Below are 16,959 nucleotides of genomic sequence, written 5' to 3'. Positions count from 1 at the left end.
AGAGCCGCCATGAAGATCATGTTCGTCGCCCGCGCCATGAACGAGGTCGCCGGCGGGCTCCAGCGCATGCTGGTCTATGTGATGAACGCGCTGGTTGTGCGCGGGCACTCGATCTCGCTGCTGAGCTGGGACGCAGAGGAGGCCCGGGCGTTCTATCCCATGGCCGACGACGTGCGCTGGCACAAGCTCGCCATCGGGGACGCGGCCCGCAAGGGGTCCAAGGCCGAGATCGCCAAACGCATCGCCAAGGCCCGGCAGATCATCGGGGACGAGCAGCCCGAGCTGATCGTGTGCTTCCAGGGCGGTCCGTTCCGGGCGATGCTGCTCTATACGCTGGGCATGGGCATTCCGCTGGTCGCCGCCGAGCGCACCGCGCCCACGCTCTACGAGCACGCCAACTCCCAGCGCCAGAAGAGGATTGAGCACACCCTGTTCCGGTTCGCCCGGCGCATCTTCGTGCAGTTCGACCGCTACCGGACGCTCTATCCTGCGAACCTGCACGAGAAGATCGTCGAGATTCCCAATCCGGTCGATCCGGCGCAGAGCCTGGCGCGACCGGACGTGTCCGGTGCGAACGGGCGGTTCACGCTGTTGTCGGTGGGGCGACTGAGCTATCAGAAGAACCAGGAGGCGCTGCTGGCCGCCTTTGCCAGGATCGCCGCCGACTTCCCGGACTGGGACGTGAAGCTTCTGGGTGAAGGCGGGGACAGAAGCAAGCTCGAGGCCCTGGTCGCGCGCGAGCCGAGCCTTGTGGGGCGGGTGTTCTTGCCGGGGGCGACGACCAGCATCAACGCCGAATATGCCGCGGCCCATCTCACATGCCTGCCGGCCCGCTGGGAGGGCTTTCCCAATGCCCTGTCCGAGGCGCTGGCGCACGGCCTGCCGTCGGTCGGCTATGCCGATTGCGCCGGAACCAACGATCTCATCGTTGATGGCGAGAACGGGTTGCTGGCCGCGGGCAATGGCGATGTCGACAGCCTTGCCCAGGCTCTGGCCAGCCTGATGGGCGATGGGCCCAGGCGTGTTGCCATGGGTCGGGCGGCGGTCGTCTCGGTGGCGCGCTACAGGCCCGAGGCCATCTACGATCTCTGGGAAAAGGAACTGGCCGCGTGCCTGGGCCGCTGAAGCTGCTCTTTGTCATCAAGGCAATGGGCAATCCCGGCGGGGGGGCCGAACGGGTGCTGGCCGATGTCGCCAACCGGCTCGCCCAGCGCGGCCATCAGGTGAGCGTGGCCACCACCGAGCGGGCCGACACCGAACCGTTCTATGCCCTCGACCCCGCCATCTCCCGGATCGGACTGGCCATCGGATCCTCCGAGCGGCCGGCGCGCGGGATCGAGACGCTCCGGCGCATGCTGGCCTTGCGCAAGGCCATCGCGCGGATCAAGCCCGACGTCGTCGTGGGGTTCATGCATTCGAGCTATGTGCCACTGAGCGTGGCGATGACGGGACTTGGCGTCCCTCTGGTGGCAAGCGAACACAACGTGCCCGAGCGCTACGCGGGCAGGCGCCTGCAATGGGGATTGCTGCAATGGGCGGCACGCCGTTCGGCGCGGGTCACGGCCGTGTCCGAACAGGCGCGCGCGCTTTATCCCGCCGCAGTTTCCCGCAACATGGTGGTTCTGCCCAACCCCGTAGCGCTAGAGGCCGGACATCGCGCGAATGTGGACATGCCGCAAGGGCGGCGTGCGACGGCGCTGGCCGTGGGACGGCTCCACCCCCAGAAAGACCATGCCACTTTGATCGAGGCCTTCGCGAGAGTGGCGGGACGATACCCGAACTGGCGCCTGCGTATTCTGGGGGACGGGCCGCTGCGGCCCGAACTCGAGACACAAATCGCCCGGCTTGGGCTCGCCGACCAGTTGGAACTGGTGGGAACGGTCCGGGATGTCTCGGGCGCCTATCAGCAGGCCCAGCTTTTCCTCGTTCCCTCCCGGTTCGAGAGCCTGGGCCTTTCCACCGTCGAAGCGATGGCCCATGGCCTGCCGGCCATCGGTTTTGCCGATTGCCCGGGGACCAACACCATCATTGCGGACGACCATAACGGTCTTCTGGTCGACGCAGCACCGCAGGATCGGGCCGGATCGCTCGCCGAGGCTATGGAGCGTTTGATGGGAGACACGGCCCTGCGAAAACGGCTAGCCGCCAACGCCCGCATGGTGGGCGAGGCGCATGATCCGGTAACAGTGGCCTCCGCCTGGGAGCTGATGCTCGATGAGGTCGTGCGCGGGCGGCCCGGATGACCCACGCTTCCGCACAGCGCGTCGCGATCATCGGCAGTCAGGGATTCGCGATGGTCAATTTTCGCGGCAGCCTGATTGGGGACATGGTGGGGCGCGGGCACAAGGTGTTCGCGCTGGCGCCGGATTATGATCCCCAGTCCCGGGCGGCCATTGCGGCGCTGGGGGCCGAGCCTGTCGATATCGTGCTTGAGCGGGCCGGGCTCAATCCGCTGGGCGACATCAGGGCCCGGCACGCGCTGGGAGCGACCATGCGCCGGCTGGCGCCCGATACGGTGCTGGCCTTTGCGGCCAAGCCCATCGCCTATGGCCTGCCCGCTGCGCGCGGCGCGGGCGTGCCCAGAAGGTTCGCGCTGGTGGCGGGCATGGGGTTCGCCTTTGCCTCAGAGCCCAGCGGTGGCTGGCGATCGCGGCTCGTGCGGCGGGCCGTACGGATGCTCTATGCGCATGGGCTGGGGGCAGCGCAGCGTGCGTTCGTGCAGAACCCGCAGGATATCGAAGATCTGGTACGCCATCGCCTCGTGGCGCGCGAAAAGCTGGTGCGGGTGGCCGGCACGGGGGTGGACCTCGCCCAATGGACCGCTGCTCAGCCGGTCAGCGCGCCCATCACTTTCCTGATTGCCGCGCGGCTGCTGCGCGACAAGGGGATAGGGGAGTTCGCCTCCGCCGCGCGGCTGGTGCGGGCCCGGTTTCCCGACACGCAGTTCGTTGTGCTGGGCGGGCTCGACCCAAACCCTAACGGGCTCGGGCGGGCCGAGATAGAAGCCTGGGTGGACGAGGGGATCATCGCCTGGCACGGGCATGCCGATGTACGCCCGCACCTGGCGGCGGCGAGCGTCTATGTGCTGCCCAGCTATTATCGGGAAGGCGTGCCGCGCTCGATCCAGGAGGCGATGGCCACCGGCCGGCCGATCATCACCACGGACCTTCCCGGCTGCCGCGAAACGGTCCGGGAGGGGGAGACGGGTTTTCTGGTGCCGCCTCGGGACGCCGAAGCGCTGGCCGCAGCCATGATGCGGTTCATCGAAGCGCCCGGGCTCGTCGCCGCGATGGGCGCGGCCAGCCGTGTGCTGGCCGAGGAACGGTTCGACGCGCGCGCGATCAACGCGCAGATGATGGCGGAGATGGGGCTTTAGCAGCCAGTTCCCGGAAGTGGTACCGCAGAGCCTTGGCATAATGGCTGACGGGCCAGGAGTGGCGACGGTTGAGAAACCAGTTGGTGTCAAGTTCTTGCAGCCAGCAGGCAAGGATATGTTCGGTCACAGGCGAGCGCCGGTCGAAGCCGCCGTGCGGATAGGCTGTGAGTTCGCCGAAATAGAGCTCGTCACCCGTCCAGACGAAGTCGGCCCGCACCATGTCGACGCCCTTGCCAAGCCGTTCTGCGTGGCGCAGGGCCGCAAAAAAGCTTGCATCGACTTCGAAGTCGACGGGGAGCCCCTTGTCAGTGCCAAGATCGGGATCCTCTCGATAGCGCGTTCCGTCGATGCCGAAATAGCCGAACTTGCTTTGGCTCGTCTTGAACCCAAGCGCGACCGAGGCCATGGAGACCGTGCCGTCGTGCACCCGGAACGAGTAGTCCAGCACGGGCCTGGCCGGGGACAGCAGTCGCTCGACCAGGATCCGGGGCTGGTTCTGGCCGTAGGCCCATTCGCCGATGGAGCTGCGGCTGTAGCGCAACCAGCGCTCGAACGTCGCCTCGATCTGAGCCCTGTCCCATGACTCGCGGTCGGGAAAGTAATTCTGGCTGCTTCCATGGGTCGTCTTGGCCACGTAGCCGGGCTTCAGGTACTGCTCGGGGATATCGCGTGGGTTCTGGCCGAGCCAGACGATATCCGTGAGCGCAAGATCGGGGCATCTGGCCCTGGCCCATTCGCGCGCCAGGATCTTGTCGGAAAAGATCGGCAGCAGCGGATTGCGGTCAAACAGCTTCCGCCAGTTGATCATCTCCTGATAGTTGGTCGGGCTGGCCAAAAAGGGCACACCTCCGACCCGCTTGGCGTATCGCAGAACCGTTCTGACATTGAGACCCGCGGCAAGCAGATTGGCCATTGCGAGGACGGCGCGCGTTTGAAAATTCGTCATGGGTCTCCGATGGCTCCGCGTCAAACCGCAGTGCGCACGTGTGAGGTCTATTTGGCCGCGTCGCCGCGGCCTGAGCCGGTGACGGTGGCGAGGATGAGGGTGATGTCGTGGCCAAGGCTGCGGGTGGTGAGATAGACTGCGTCGGCCTCGGCGAGGCGGGCGGGATCGGACATGTCGATGCCACGGATCTGGGCTTCGCCGGTGATGCCGGGGCGCAGGGCATACAGGCCTTTTTCGCGGCGCAGGGCGATAAGCTCGGTCTGGCCGGGCAGGCAGGGCCTGGGGCCGACAAGGCTCATCTCGCCCTTGATGATGTTGTAAAGCTGGGGCAATTCGTCGAGCTTGGTGCGGCGCAGCATCCTGCCCAGCGGGGTGATGGCCGCCGCGCCGGTTTCGTGGCTGGGCCGGTCCCCGGTGCCAGTGTTCATGGTCCTGAGCTTGAGGCATACGAAGGGCTTTTCACCCCTGCCGACCCGCACCTGGCGGAAAAGCCCCGGGCCGGGGGAGGTCATCCTGATGACGAGCACGAGCGCCAGAACGACCGGGAGCGTCAGAAGGCCGCCGGCAAGCGCAGCCAGGAGATCGAAGGCTCTTTTCATCGTCTGGCCAGTGCCTCGATGGACGCGGCCATGTCGGTTGTGGTCGAGAAGGCGAAGCGCTCGCGGAAGCGGCTGTCGTCGATGACCAGGGGCCCGCAGAGGCGCCCGGCCAGGCCCTCGCCCCCGATCGCACGCGCGCCCGCTGCCAGAAGCGTGGGCGGGAAGGCGAAGAGCCCGGGCGCGCGCCCCATGCCCCGACGCAGGGCGGTGACGATTTCGGGCAGGGCCATCGGCCGGGTATCGCACAGCGCATAGCCGCCCGACCGCGTGGGCGCCGGATCGGCCCACGCGAGATGGACGAGCGCGGCCACCAGCGTCTCGACACTGAGATAGCTGCGGCGCGCAGCGATCGAGGCAAGGGGCAAAGGCAGGCGCCGCGCCGCAAGCTGCTGGAGGCGCGCGAAATTGCCTCGCGCGCCGTGACCGATAACCAAAGGGGGGCGCAGGGAGATGCCGAACCGCTCGAAGCGCGCCACGGACTGCTCGGCAGCACGCTTGGACCGGCCGTAGGCCGATGCGGGAGCGGGCTCGGTTCTGTCATCTACAAGGGCATCGCTGGCGCTGGGGCTGACCGCGTGCACGCTGCTCAGATGGATGAACCGGCGGGTGCCCGCGTGGCCCGCGGCGGTGACGAGGCGATCGGTGAGCTCCGCATTGGCCGACGTGAACCGGGCGGTCGCGTCCTCGGTCGGGCGCACGCTCAGCCCGGCCAGATGGATGACCGTATCGATGCCCTCGAGCGCGGTGCCGAGATCGACATGCGACCAGTCCGGTACGGTGATCTGTTCGATATCGGAGGGCCCGCCGGCATCGACGCGACCGGTCGACATCAGGCGCAGCGGGACGCCGGCGGGGGCGAGTGCGGCGACCAGATGGCCCCCGATAAAGCCACTGGCGCCTGTGATGAGGACGCGGCCGGTCATTGGGCAGCCTCGTCGGTGTGGGGCTGACCATCCTGTGCGCGCTGTCCGTTGTCAGCCTTGGCGATCAGATCGAACAGAACCGCGCGGGCCGCAGGCTCATCCTCGCGCTCGAGCGCCTCGGCGAGCCGGGCGAGCGAGGGGGCAAGGCGGTCGTGATCGCGCCGGGAGGGCGTGCCGCGCAGGATCTTGGGGTGGCGGGTGCGGATCGCCTTGGCGGGGTCGTAAAACAGCTCCTCGAACATCTTTTCGCCCGGGCGCTTGCCGATGGCGACGATCTCGATATCCCCGTCGGGGGTGTGGGGGGAGCGGACGGTGAGCCCGGCCAGCCGCACCATGTTCTCGGCAAGGTCGGAAATCAGCATGGGCTCGCCCATCTCAAGGAGGAACACGTCGCCGCCTTCCGAGAGAGCGCCGGCCTGAACGATCAGTTCTGCGGCTTCGGCAATGGACATGAAATAGCGCGTCATGCGCGGATCGGTGATGGTGACGGGCCCGCCCTGATTGATCTGCTGCTTGAACAGGGGCACGACCGAGCCGTTCGAGCCCAGCACGTTGCCGAACCGGACCGAGCAGAAGCGCTGGCCCGTATCCTCGACGCGGGCGCGATGGGCGCAATCGCGCACTATCAGTTCCGCCCAGCGCTTGGTGGCGCCCATCACATTGGTGGGGCGGACGGCCTTGTCGCTGGAAATCAGGACGAAATCGCGCACCCCGTGCGCAAGCGCCGCCTCGGCGACGGTGCGGGTGCCAAAGACGTTGTTGCCGATCCCCTCGAGCGCATTGGCCTCCACCAGCGGCACGTGCTTGTGTGCGGCGGCGTGGAAGACCACCTGCACCCCGTGGGTGGTGAGCGCCCGGCGCACGGCGCGCGCGTCGGCGACGCTGCCTAGGATGGGAACGCAGGTGATCTCGGAGCGCTCGGAGAGCTCCTTGTCGATGGAATAGAGCGCGAACTCGTTGGCTTCGAACAACACCAGACGCTGGGGGCCGGAGGCGGCGATCTTCCTGCACAGCTCGGACCCGATCGAGCCGCCCGCGCCGGTAACCATGATGGTCCGGCCCGCGATCATCGCGCTGATCAGCTCGATATCGGGGGGAATGGAGGATCGGCCCAGAAGGTCGTCGATCTCGATCTCGCGGATCTGGCTGACCAGATATTTGCCGCTCGCGATGTCGGTCATGCCGGGGAGCGACTGCACCTTGACCCCGTGGCCGCTGATCGAGCGGACGATCTCGCGCCGGCGCGCGGCGGTCAGCGAGGGCATGGACAAGATGATCTGCTTGACCCCGTGATTGCGGATCAGGCCCGAAAGCTGGGCGCGCGGATAGACCCGGAAGCCGGCCACTTCGCGCCGATGCAGGACCGGGTCATCGTCGATGAACCCCACGATGCGGTAGGTCGAGCGCAGGGAGCTCGCGAGCTGGGTGCCCGCCTCCCCTGCCCCGTAGATCAGCACCGCCGGACGGGTGAGGGCCGCGCGCGGGATCGACGGCCAGAGGATGGCCTTGGCGGCAAAGCGGCTGCCGGCAACCAGCATGATGCCCAGCGCCCAGTAAATGACCGGAACCGAGCGGGGGATGAGCACCCGGCCGGTGAGCGAGGAGAGGAAGGCGACGAACACCCAGACCACCGCAGCGAGGGTCATCGCCTTGACGATGGTCCAGATGACGCGTTCGGGCAGATAGCGCACCACGGCCCGGTAGAGCCCCATGGTGAAAAAGATGGGAATGGCCACGGCCGGCGCGGAGAACGCAATCAGCCATTCATCGAGAACCCTGGGCGGCGTCCAGTTGCCGAAGCGGAGCGCGAACGCAACCCAGAGCGCAGCGCCGAGCATGACGACATCCGCGAGCACAAGGATCAGGCGCTTTGCAAAGCGCGGAAGCGTTACGAGACGCGCTCTGAGGACATCGAGCATGACGGCAGGCCGCAGATTGAAACCAGGACTTCAGCCGGCCATGGAGTTTCACGATCCCGGACGCAGGTCAAGCTGTCACCGGCCTGCTCCATGCTCGAGACCGCCCCAATGTCACGCCGCGCGGGCAAATTGCTGGAATTCGCGCGTGGCGGCGCGACGGTCGCGGCGTGAGCGGATCTGGTGGGTTTCGACCCTTTTGGGCTCGAGGATCCACCTGTCCTCGCTGTCGTCGATGGTAAAAACGCGCTCGGCGCCGATCAGAAGGTCCTCGGAGGCGTAATCGGCGAAGACCTTTATCGAAAGCTGTGCGTTGGTGCTGACGCGCACGGCCTCGACGCTTTTCTCATCCAGCCCCAGGCGCGCAAAGAGCTCGTTGAACGTGCCAATGCTCATGTAATCGCCCGAGCGCAGCGTGCCCTGTCGGGTGAGCTGACGCGGATCGGATGGCCGCTCCTCGCGATCGTCAAGGCTCACATCGGTGGCGCCCGTCTTCCACTCCTGGTCGTCGGCCTCGAGCCGGACCACAATCAGCTCGACGTAAAGCGCTTCGGAACTCATATTGCTCACGAAACACGATGCGGACAGATCCGAACCGGCGGCGCGGTTGATGACGATCTTGGGCAGGGTCTGCCGGCGATAGCTCACGAGGAAAACATGCAGATAGGTGAGCCAGACCAGCAGCATGCCGAAATTGGCGAGGAAGGACAGCGCGTCGCTGTAGTCCTGAATCCAGTTTATCATGATGAAACGCTCAAACTGAAATTAAGGGTTGTGAAAGCCGAGAACCGGCCCGCGCAGGGCGCAGAACCGGTTCCCGTGTCCATCGATTTGCTGAGACCTGAGCGCGTCGCCGACCTGGGGCCGGCGTGGCGTCCCCCGGGGCGCTTGCCCCGTCTCAGGCCGCTTTGCGGTTGGCGTTCTTCTCGGCCAGTTCGGTGAGAAGCGCGTCGGCCTTTTTCTCTTCCTCGAGGGTCTGGCCCAGGAGGTCAGCGGCTTCGGTCATTCCGAGTTCGAGCGCCCAGGTGCGGAGCGAGCCGTAACGGGCCATCTCGTAATGCTCCACCGCCTGTGCGGAGGCAACGAGGCCGGCATCGAGCGCATCGCTGCCTTCGAATTCCTCGAGAATCTCGTCGCCTTCTTCCAGGATGCCAAGGATGGCATCGCAGGTCTTGCCGCGCGCTGCCCGCTCGAGCATCTCGAAGATGCGCTCGAGACGTTCGATATGGGTCTGGGTTTCGTCGCGATGGCTCTCAAAAGCATCGCGCAACTCATCGGACTGGGCGCCTCCCGAGAGCTTGCGGAGCCCCTTCAGAATCCTCTTCTCGGCATAGTAGATGTCCTTGAGCGTATCGAGGAAAAGGTCTTCAAGCTGCTTGTTCTTGGCCATGGTCAGGCACTCCTTGGATTGGCTGCCCTCCCCAACGTGGACCTGTCCCGGCTGTTCCAATCCGAGCCGGGGAGCCCATGTCAGGGTGCCGGACCGCAACAAATGTTAATCGGGCTGGAACGTCGACTGACTGCCCAAGGGGATTTCAATGGTGCAAGAAAGCCCCTCGGGCTCGAGTTCGAAGCGGGTTGTCGCGCCAAGCTGATAAGGCAACGCCTCCTCGATAAGCTGGCGGCCAAAGCCCGACCGCCCCGAGAGGACCACCGGTTTTGCGAAGGCCTCCGTCCAGGCGATGACGAGCCGCTCGCGATCGGCGTCGGCCCGCAGATCCCAGACCACCGACAGCCGCCCGCCGGGCCGCGACAGGGCCCCGTACTTGTAGGCGTTTGTGCACAATTCATGGATGGCGAGCACCAGCGTCTGCAACCCGCGCTCAGAGAGCGGGAAATCGGGGCCGGTCAGTTCCACCTGTTCCCAGTCGGCGCTGACCGCCTGAAGCTCGAGCGCCACCAGTTCGCGCAGGGTGACGAAGCGGTCGTCCTGACGTGAGAGAAGGCCCTGAACACGGGAAAGCGCCCCGAGCCGCTTGTCGAACGAGCGGCGGAATTCGGCCAGCTCGGGTTCGCCCGCGGTTTCTGCAAGGATGCCGCGAACGATGCCCAGCAGATTGCGGGTGCGATGCTGGAGTTCGGCGACGAGCAGTTCCTGGTTCTCCTGCATCATCCGCATGTCGTGGACGTCCGCAGCCGAGCCCACCCATTCTTCGGGCTCCTCAGGCGGAGCGGGCAGGACGAGGGCGCGCACCTGATGCCAGCGATAGGCCCCATCGGTCTGACGCCTGATGCGGTAGTCGCTGTGATAGGCGCCACTGGCGGCGCCCTGTTCCCAGCCCTCCATGGCATGATCCCGATCCTCGGGGTGGACCGCCTGCAGCCAGCCAAAGCCCGCGCTCTGCGCATCCCTGAGACCCGTATATTCGGTCCACTGGCGACTGACCCAGGTCCGTTCGCCGCGCGCGGTCGATCCGAAGACTAGATTGGGCACAGAATTGGCCAGCACGCGGAAGCGTTCCTCGCTGGCCTTGAGCACGGCGTCGTGGCGCCGGCGGGCCGTGACGTCCTGGCCGATCTTGAGAAAGCCCCGATGGCGGCCGCCGCCGCCGCGCAGGGGCCAGACGCTGCCATCGATGAAGACGCGCGTACCGTCCTTGTGCAGATGCCAGCGGATATCGGGGGAATGGCCCTCGCGCAGGGCCGTGGAGAATTCCCATTCCGGGGCACCGTCGGCCCTGTCCTCGGGCGTAAACAGGATATCGGCCGGCCGGCCGATCACCTCGTGGGGCGCCCAGCCAAAGACCGCCTCTGCTCCCGGCGGCCAGCCATCGATGAGGCCCTCGCTGTCGGTGGTGAAAATGGCGTATCCCAGCGCGTTCTCGACAATGAGCCTGAAGCGCTCCTCGCTTTCGCGCAATTTGAGTTCGGACGCCCGGCTCGAGGTGATGTCCTCGAGGACCCCGACCATGCGGACAGGCTGGCCGGTCTCGGACCTGAACAGGCGCCCGCGCGAGGAGCACCAGCGCGTCGTGCCGTCCGGACGGACGACGCGGAAGACCTCGTCATATGTGCCGTCGCCATCAAGGACCCGCTCGAGGCCGGCCAGAGCCGCCTCGCGATCGGCCTCATGCAACCGGTCACGCCAGAGGGCGAAGGAGGGCTCCACGGACCGGGGCGCAAATCCAAGCATGGAAAACAGCGCGTCGGACCACTCCAGCCGATCGTGGCGCAGATCCCAGTCCCAGGTACCAAGGCCGCCCGCTTCGAGCGCCATGGTAAGCCGGGCATTGGTCGCGCCAATCTCCGCCTGGAAGCGTACGCGCTCGAGACTGGACCAGGCCCGTTCGCAGACATCGCGGGCCAGCAGGATATCCCTGAGCGGCCAGTCGCGGGGCGCGGCGCTGTGCGCATAAAGGAAAGCGGCCACCTCTCCGTCGCGCATGATGGGGATGTTGAGCATCGCGCCGACGCCCATGGTTCGATAGCGCGCCGCGATATCGGGATCGCCGCCCGCGACCCGGGCCTGCGCGTCGTCCCAGGCGAGTTCGCGACCCGCCCGGAGACGGCCCGCGATGTCAGGGCCGAAGCCCTTGAGGTCGATCCGCCCGGAAAATGCCGGCATGCCGGCGCTGACCAGCCATTCGGCGAGGATTTCGCACACGTCCGGCTGATCGGTGAAGGCTGCGAACCCCACGCGTTCAAGCCCCAGGAGCTCGCCGAGCGCAGTGGCGCAGACGCGCAGCACCTCGTCTTCCGACTCGATCCTCCGGATCCGGTCGGACAGCCGAAGGAGATCGATCTGGAGATCGGCGTCATCGTTGTCCGGCGACGGCACGCTCTTGCTGGGTTCGTGATCCATGGCGTTGCGTTCGCTCCCCTCGAGGGCCCGAAACCTGCTGGCCTTCAGTGCGGCTGGCGCATGGCCCTGGCGAGCACCCGGCTCCAGCGTTCATGGATATCCCGGACCCCTTCGGCGGGAGGACGGGGGGCTTCGAAGCCCGGGGAGACCGGAGCCCTGCCCGGCTCGGCCACCGCCATGGGCGCGAAGTCCGCGACCTTGCGGCGCAGGCCTTCAAGGCAGATGGGCTTGTGAAGGGTGTCGATGGAACGGTAGTCACGGGCGATCTGGTCGCGCTGGTAGGCGGTGGCAAAGACGATGGGGATGCCGTCGCCCTGCAACTGGTCGACAAGGGAATAGACGTCCTCGCCGAACAGGCTGATGTCGAGAATGGCCCCGTCGATCTTGCGTTTGCCCAGGAGGAGCTTGGCGTAATGGACCGTGGGCGCCGGCCCGAGCACGGAAGCGCCATGTTTCTTGAGATCGTTGCAGAGCTCGCGGGCGAGCAGATAGTCGTCCTCCACCACCAGCACGCATTTGCTCGAGATGTCGGCAGCTTCGGCCTGGGTCATGCCGGTCTCTCCCTTTCGGCGCCCCGGGGGGCGCATGCACGCAATTGGGCCAGAAGGCCCGAGACGACGGCGTGGGGGTCGATGGGCTTTTCGAACCGCTCCACCCCCGCATGACCGCGCGGAATGGTCCAATGATCATAGCCGGTGGCGAAAACGAAGGTGACGCCGAGTTCTTCCAGACGGCGGGCGACGGGGAACACGGGCCGTCCGGCGATATTGATGTCCAGAATCGCCCCATCCACGCGCTGGCGTCCGTCGAGCACCGCCAGCGCCTCGTCTACCTGAGCGAAGGGGCCGATGGGCCTGGCGCCATGGTCGAGCACGGCCTGACGCAGGCCAAGGGCGATGAGATATTCGTCTTCCGCCACGAGGATGCATTCTCGGGTCGGGTCCTCATATTGTCGTGGCATATCCCCTTCTCCTTCCCCGCCAAGAGATCCGGTTTGCCGTCCATGATAATGCAGGAATGCGGCGAACGTTGCACCGGGTGCCACATTCTCCGCCTTCAAGGGTCGCTCGGCAGAAAGCCTACTGGATAACTGCGCAGGCCAGGCGGCGGCCGGCCGCTCCCGAGGGCTGGCTGGTGTAGTCGTCTGGATCGGCGTGAATCATCAGGGCCCGGCCGCGGATGGCGTTGGGATCGCGATCGAGCGAGACGAAGGTGTTGAAGACCTGCGCCCTGAGCGTGCCCTGTTCGGAGACATACTGATTGGGCATGTCCCCGGCGTGGGGGCCCTGTGTCCCGAAAAATCCGTGGGCGCTGTCGCCGGGACCGAAATGGCCGCCCGCGGTTTCGTGCTCTTCTTCCGGGTCGCACTCCCCATGCTCATGAATGTGGAACGCCGCCCAGGAGGCGGCGGGCAGGCCCGATACGGCCAGTTCGATCAGGACGCCGGCCTCGGCCTGAAGGAGCACGGCCTCGCCGATCTCGGCCCCTTCGGAGTCGAGGAACACGGCGCTTGCCTCGCTTTCCTGTGCTGCTGCGGGGGCGGTGGCGGTGGCGGCGGCCAGAACGAGGGCCGCGCAAGCGAGCGGATGTCTCATGGCATTCTCCCTGGGGTTGGCGTGTGGGTCGCCGGGCCAACGGGCCGCGTCGATGGGCGTTCCGCCCCCGCCGGCGCCGATCCACATGGGTTAACTCAGCCGCGCGCGCCTACCAGCCCGCCAAGGGCAAACACCAGCACGAGGCCGACGACGATGAACAGGACAAGCCCGAGCCACCGGCGCTTTTGGTGCGCCGGCGGCGGCACCTGCTGCTCCGCGATGTCGTCGGGGGACGTGGGCTGGCCGCCGGCTTCCGCATCCGCGCCCAGAGGTGCGGCTGCTGGGTCGGGATAATCGATCTTGTCCCCGGTCCTGCCACTGTCGATATCGTGGCGCAGCTTGTCCAGCGTTGGCGGAGGCGAGCGTGGGTCCATGACAGGAAGTCCTGCTGTTTGGGTGAGCGGGCAAGGCCCGAGCGGGCCAGAGCGTTCCGGTTTATCCCCGGGCCACGCGGCAACAGTAACCCAGGTTAATGCAGCGCAGTGTGGGCGCGCTAAGATGGGCCCATGCATGACGACGCGAGGAGCCTTGAGATGGACAAGCCGAACACCGTGGCGCAATCGGTGCGCGATGAAGTTCTGCGGCATTCGCGCGGCGTTCTGCCCATCGAACGGACCACCCGCCAGATCGCCGCGCGCCACCACTGCCCCAGCGACGTGCTGATCCGGCAGGCGATCATCCGGCAGATCCAGACCGGCAAGCAGGTGGCCCAGCTTTAGAGTCTGTGCTGTTGTGATTGAATCAGAACAGCAGCTCTAAATATTCTACCCGATGCCGGCCTAGCTGCTTGTGAGCTCGCCGCCGTTCACGTGGATGGCCTGGCCGGTGATGTAGCGCCCGTCCTCGCTGGCGAGCAGCAGATAGGCCGGGGCCACCTCGTTGGGCTGTCCGGGCCGGCCGAGCGGGGTGCTGCCGCCGAATTTTGCAACCGTGTCGGCGGGAAAGCTCGCCGGGATGAGCGGCGTCCAGATCGGGCCCGGGGCCACGGCATTGACCAGAATCGGCCTGTCGGCCAGCCGGTTGGCCAGCGAGCGGGTGAGCGCGACGATGGCGCCCTTGGTCATGGCGTAGTCGAGCAGTTCGGGGTGGCCGCGATAGGCGACGATCGAGGCGGTGTTGATGATGCGCCCGCCGGCGGGGAGCCGGTCGATGACGGCCTGGATCATGAAGAAATAGCCGAACGCATTGGTGCGGAAGACCCGCTCCATGTCTTCAGGCGGCACGTTGGCGATGTCCTCGCGCACATATTGCTCGGCGGCGTTGTTGACGAGGATGTCGACGTTGCCGAACGCCTTTTCGGTCCGGTCGGCCGCGTCCTTGCAGAACCCGGGGTCCCCGACATCGCCGGCGACGAGGATGGCGTTTCCGCCTTCGCGCTCGACCAGCTTGCCGGTCTCTTCGGCATCGTCGTGCTCGTCGCGGTAGACAATGGCGATGTTTGCGCCTTCCCGGGCAAAGAGTACGGCGACGGCGCGGCCGATGCCGGAATCGCCACCGGTGATGATGACGGACTTGTCCTTGAGCCGACCACTTCCGGGATAGAACGGCATGTATTGCGGGGCCGGGTTCATCTCGGTTTCGACCCCGGGCTGGCGGTCCTGATGTTGGGGCGGCTGGGAATCGGGCATATCAAATTCCTCGGCTGTGATGGGATATGAATGGTGAAGCGGGGGCGCTCAGTAGCGCGCCGGGGGATCGCTGGCGGGGAAGGATTCGTCGCTGGCTTCGTCGACATCGTCCCATTTGCCCTGCGGTGTCCTTGGCGCGTCCTTGCCGGCTTCGCGCACCTGAACGCGGGCTTGGTCCGGCCCGGCGGGCTGTTTGTCGTGGAAGGCGGCGACCTGGTGGTGGTCGGGCTCGGCCTCGGGGATATCGGACCTGGCGCTCTTGTCCTTGTCCTGTCCGGGCGCGGCGGGCGGATGGGCCTGTGCCGGTCCCTGAGGGCCCGAGGCGTCCGTGCCGGGGTTGAGACCGGGCGTGCGCTTCTCGCTGGTCATGGGGATAGCTCCTGAGGTTGCGGTCACCGGGAATGCTGAGACCGGGCAAGGGTTGCCCCTACGGCCGTGGAGCGCGGAACAGGCAACATATGTTGGCGCACGGCTTTAAAAGATGAGGCCGGCTGCCTTGCAGTCCTCGAGAGTGACGTCCTCCAGAGAGAAGCCATTCCCCTCCCCGTCCGCGGACAGCTCGAAGCCCGATTGGGCACCTGATTCCGATGCGCCCTCCGCTCCACCGCCATCGGTGCTGCCGACATCTCCCAGACCATCGGGAGGAGTGATGAAGGCATCCGCGAGGGTGGCTGGCTGGTCCTCGGGGACCGGCAGGAGCGGCCCCCGCTCGCCCCGGGCGGTCTGTTCGGCCTCCGCGCTCTGATTGGGATCGGGCGTGTCTGAGCTCCCGGCGCGTGCCTCGGCATCGAGTTCCTGGCACCATTGCTGGGCGGCACCGGCGGTGTCCTCGGGCACTTCCTGTTCGCCGAGAAACAGCGGCGCGGCGCTGACCGGTCCGGCGAGGACAAGGCCGGCGGCCAGCATGCTTTTGCGGATGAAAGGATGGGGCATTGTGCGTCTCCCGCCATGAGGGGCCGTGAAGGTCCGGGCCGTTCAGGCTGAGCAATGAACTGGGCGGGGGAAACGTTGCAGGACCGGCGGACGCACACCCGGCCGCCGGCGGACAAAAGGCGCCCGTCCCGGATCGATGTCCGGGAAAAGCGGAAAGACTTTAGAGACGGGCCCCCGTGCCGGGATCAAAGAAGTGCCCCCGCCCGCTGGCGAACGAGACCCGGATTTCGTCGCCCGGCCTGTAGGTCAGCCGATCGCGGGCCACGAGGACGATCTCGCGGTCCGCAAGGTGGGCGACCAGATGGGTCTCCGAGCCGGTGGGCTCGACCACCGAGATGCGCGCTGTGGTTCCGCTTTCGGGATCGAGCACGATATCTTCGGGCCGAATGCCGAAGGTGACCGGGCCTTCGGGCAAGGTGCGCCCGGGGTCGCCGAGCGCGATGCGGGCACCACCGGCCAGTTCGAGTGCCGCCCCATCGCCCCTGTGGGCCGTGCCGTCGATGAAGTTCATGGCCGGGGACCCGAGGAAGCCGGCGACGAAGGCGTTGGCCGGGCGGTCATAGAGCTCGAGCGGCGCGCCGACCTGTTCGACGTTGCCATCGTTCATCACCACGATCTTGTCGGCCATGGTCATGGCCTCGATCTGGTCGTGGGTGACGTAGACGGTGGTGGAGCCCAGACGCTGATGGAGTTCGCGAACCTCGGTGCGCATCTGGACGCGCAGCTTGGCATCGAGGTTGGAGAGCGGCTCGTCAAAGAGGAACACCTTGGGATCGCGCACGATGGCCCGGCCCATGGCGACGCGCTGGCGCTGCCCGCCCGAGAGTTCGCGCGGGTATCGGCCCAGAAGTTCGGTCAGGCCAAGGATCTTGGCGGCCTTGGCGACAGCGGCCTCGATCTCGGTCTTGCCGGCATTGCGCAGCTTGAGCGAGAAGCCCATGTTCTGGGCGACCGTCATGTGCGGATAGAGCGCGTAGGACTGGAACACCATGGCGATGTCGCGTTCCTTGGGCGCGCGGTCGTTGACCACTTCCCCATCCACCGAAATGGTGCCGCCCGAGATCGCCTCGAGCCCCGCGATCATGCGCAGCAGCGTGGACTTGCCGCAGCCCGAGGGGCCCACGAGGACCACGAACTCGCCATCTGCGATATCGATCGAGACGCCGTGCAGGACTTCGAGCGCACCGTAATACTTGCGCACATCCTTTATCGAGACCGGTGCCATGAATGCTCCTTGATGT

At 66.5% G+C, this 16,959-nt stretch carries 19 protein-coding genes; 4 read left to right on the top strand and 15 right to left on the bottom strand.

What is annotated here, in order from left to right:
• The first annotated feature begins 9 nt into the window (after nucleotides 1-9).
• Genes EO136_RS16445 through EO136_RS16435 form a run of 3 tightly spaced genes read left to right on the top strand, consistent with a single transcriptional unit; the run spans nucleotide 10 to nucleotide 3,376 of the window.
• Nucleotides 10-1,125, top strand: a complete 1,116-nt coding sequence (locus EO136_RS16445) for a glycosyltransferase (protein WP_127145476.1) — start codon at nucleotides 10-12, stop codon at nucleotides 1,123-1,125.
• Nucleotides 1,110-2,243, top strand: coding sequence for a glycosyltransferase family 4 protein (locus EO136_RS16440; RefSeq protein WP_127145475.1), 1,134 nt, complete (start codon nucleotides 1,110-1,112; stop codon nucleotides 2,241-2,243). Before EO136_RS16445 ends, EO136_RS16440 begins: the two co-directional genes overlap by 16 nt.
• On the top strand, nucleotides 2,240-3,376 hold the full coding sequence (locus tag EO136_RS16435) for a glycosyltransferase family 4 protein (protein ID WP_127145474.1): 1,137 nt from the start codon (nucleotides 2,240-2,242) through the stop codon (nucleotides 3,374-3,376). Before EO136_RS16440 ends, EO136_RS16435 begins: the two co-directional genes overlap by 4 nt.
• Here EO136_RS16435 and EO136_RS16430 read toward each other — a convergent pair.
• The 11 genes from EO136_RS16430 to EO136_RS16380 form a co-directional block, all read right to left on the bottom strand.
• Nucleotides 3,342-4,211 carry an ATP-grasp fold amidoligase family protein gene (locus tag EO136_RS16430; RefSeq protein WP_164730651.1) on the bottom strand — a complete coding sequence of 290 codons (870 nt, stop codon included), beginning with the start codon at nucleotides 4,209-4,211 and terminating at the stop codon, nucleotides 3,342-3,344. The two genes, EO136_RS16435 and EO136_RS16430, sit on opposite strands and share 35 nt — an antisense overlap.
• Nucleotides 4,212-4,369: 158 nt before the next feature.
• On the bottom strand, nucleotides 4,370-4,921 hold the full coding sequence (locus tag EO136_RS16425; protein WP_127145472.1) for a sugar transferase: 552 nt from the start codon (nucleotides 4,919-4,921) through the stop codon (nucleotides 4,370-4,372).
• Nucleotides 4,918-5,844 carry an NAD-dependent epimerase/dehydratase family protein gene (locus EO136_RS16420; RefSeq protein WP_127145471.1) on the bottom strand — a complete coding sequence of 309 codons (927 nt, stop codon included), beginning with the start codon at nucleotides 5,842-5,844 and terminating at the stop codon, nucleotides 4,918-4,920. The genes EO136_RS16425 and EO136_RS16420 overlap by 4 nt, the downstream gene beginning before the upstream one ends.
• Nucleotides 5,841-7,763 (bottom strand): polysaccharide biosynthesis protein, encoded by a 1,923-nt coding sequence (locus EO136_RS16415; protein ID WP_127145470.1) that lies wholly within the window; start codon nucleotides 7,761-7,763, stop codon nucleotides 5,841-5,843. The genes EO136_RS16420 and EO136_RS16415 overlap by 4 nt, the downstream gene beginning before the upstream one ends.
• 111 nt (nucleotides 7,764-7,874) lie before the next feature.
• Nucleotides 7,875-8,504 (bottom strand): hypothetical protein, encoded by a 630-nt coding sequence (locus EO136_RS16410; RefSeq protein ID WP_127145469.1) that lies wholly within the window; start codon nucleotides 8,502-8,504, stop codon nucleotides 7,875-7,877.
• 154 nt (nucleotides 8,505-8,658) lie between these two features.
• Entirely contained in the window at nucleotides 8,659-9,150 is a 492-nt protein-coding gene (locus EO136_RS16405; RefSeq protein ID WP_127145468.1) for a YciE/YciF ferroxidase family protein, read from the bottom strand.
• A gap of 105 nt (nucleotides 9,151-9,255) precedes the next feature.
• Nucleotides 9,256-11,562 carry a PAS domain S-box protein gene (locus EO136_RS16400; protein WP_127145467.1) on the bottom strand — a complete coding sequence of 769 codons (2,307 nt, stop codon included), beginning with the start codon at nucleotides 11,560-11,562 and terminating at the stop codon, nucleotides 9,256-9,258.
• Between the two features lie 44 nt (nucleotides 11,563-11,606).
• Complete coding sequence (locus tag EO136_RS16395; protein ID WP_164730650.1) at nucleotides 11,607-12,113, bottom strand: response regulator; 507 nt, start codon at nucleotides 12,111-12,113, stop codon at nucleotides 11,607-11,609.
• Nucleotides 12,110-12,523 carry a response regulator gene (locus tag EO136_RS16390; RefSeq protein ID WP_127145465.1) on the bottom strand — a complete coding sequence of 138 codons (414 nt, stop codon included), beginning with the start codon at nucleotides 12,521-12,523 and terminating at the stop codon, nucleotides 12,110-12,112. Before EO136_RS16390 ends, EO136_RS16395 begins: the two co-directional genes overlap by 4 nt.
• 118 nt (nucleotides 12,524-12,641) lie before the next feature.
• Nucleotides 12,642-13,157 carry a superoxide dismutase family protein gene (locus tag EO136_RS16385; RefSeq protein ID WP_127145464.1) on the bottom strand — a complete coding sequence of 172 codons (516 nt, stop codon included), beginning with the start codon at nucleotides 13,155-13,157 and terminating at the stop codon, nucleotides 12,642-12,644.
• A 95-nt stretch (nucleotides 13,158-13,252) separates the two neighbouring features.
• Complete coding sequence (locus tag EO136_RS16380; protein WP_127145463.1) at nucleotides 13,253-13,531, bottom strand: hypothetical protein; 279 nt, start codon at nucleotides 13,529-13,531, stop codon at nucleotides 13,253-13,255.
• 159 nt (nucleotides 13,532-13,690) lie between these two features.
• On the opposite strand from EO136_RS16380, the gene EO136_RS16375 reads away from it, so the two are divergent.
• Nucleotides 13,691-13,876, top strand: a complete 186-nt coding sequence (locus tag EO136_RS16375; RefSeq protein WP_127145462.1) for a hypothetical protein — start codon at nucleotides 13,691-13,693, stop codon at nucleotides 13,874-13,876.
• Between the two features lie 60 nt (nucleotides 13,877-13,936).
• On the opposite strand, the gene EO136_RS16370 is transcribed toward EO136_RS16375, so the two are convergent.
• From EO136_RS16370 to EO136_RS16355, 4 genes are all read right to left on the bottom strand, one after another.
• Nucleotides 13,937-14,785 (bottom strand): SDR family oxidoreductase, encoded by an 849-nt coding sequence (locus tag EO136_RS16370; RefSeq protein ID WP_127145461.1) that lies wholly within the window; start codon nucleotides 14,783-14,785, stop codon nucleotides 13,937-13,939.
• A gap of 48 nt (nucleotides 14,786-14,833) precedes the next feature.
• Nucleotides 14,834-15,154 (bottom strand): hypothetical protein, encoded by a 321-nt coding sequence (locus EO136_RS16365; RefSeq protein ID WP_127145460.1) that lies wholly within the window; start codon nucleotides 15,152-15,154, stop codon nucleotides 14,834-14,836.
• Between the two features lie 105 nt (nucleotides 15,155-15,259).
• The gene (locus tag EO136_RS16360) at nucleotides 15,260-15,718 is read right to left on the bottom strand and encodes a hypothetical protein (RefSeq protein ID WP_127145459.1); all 459 of its coding nucleotides are present in this window, start codon (nucleotides 15,716-15,718) and stop codon (nucleotides 15,260-15,262) included.
• A gap of 160 nt (nucleotides 15,719-15,878) precedes the next feature.
• Nucleotides 15,879-16,943, bottom strand: a complete 1,065-nt coding sequence (locus tag EO136_RS16355) for an ABC transporter ATP-binding protein (RefSeq protein ID WP_127145458.1) — start codon at nucleotides 16,941-16,943, stop codon at nucleotides 15,879-15,881.
• Nucleotides 16,944-16,959: the final 16 nt, after the last annotated feature.

The organism is Pelagibacterium montanilacus (assembly GCF_003992665.1).
GTDB lineage: Bacteria > Pseudomonadota > Alphaproteobacteria > Rhizobiales > Devosiaceae > Pelagibacterium > Pelagibacterium montanilacus.
This window is presented reverse-complemented; position numbering and strand designations above follow the sequence as displayed.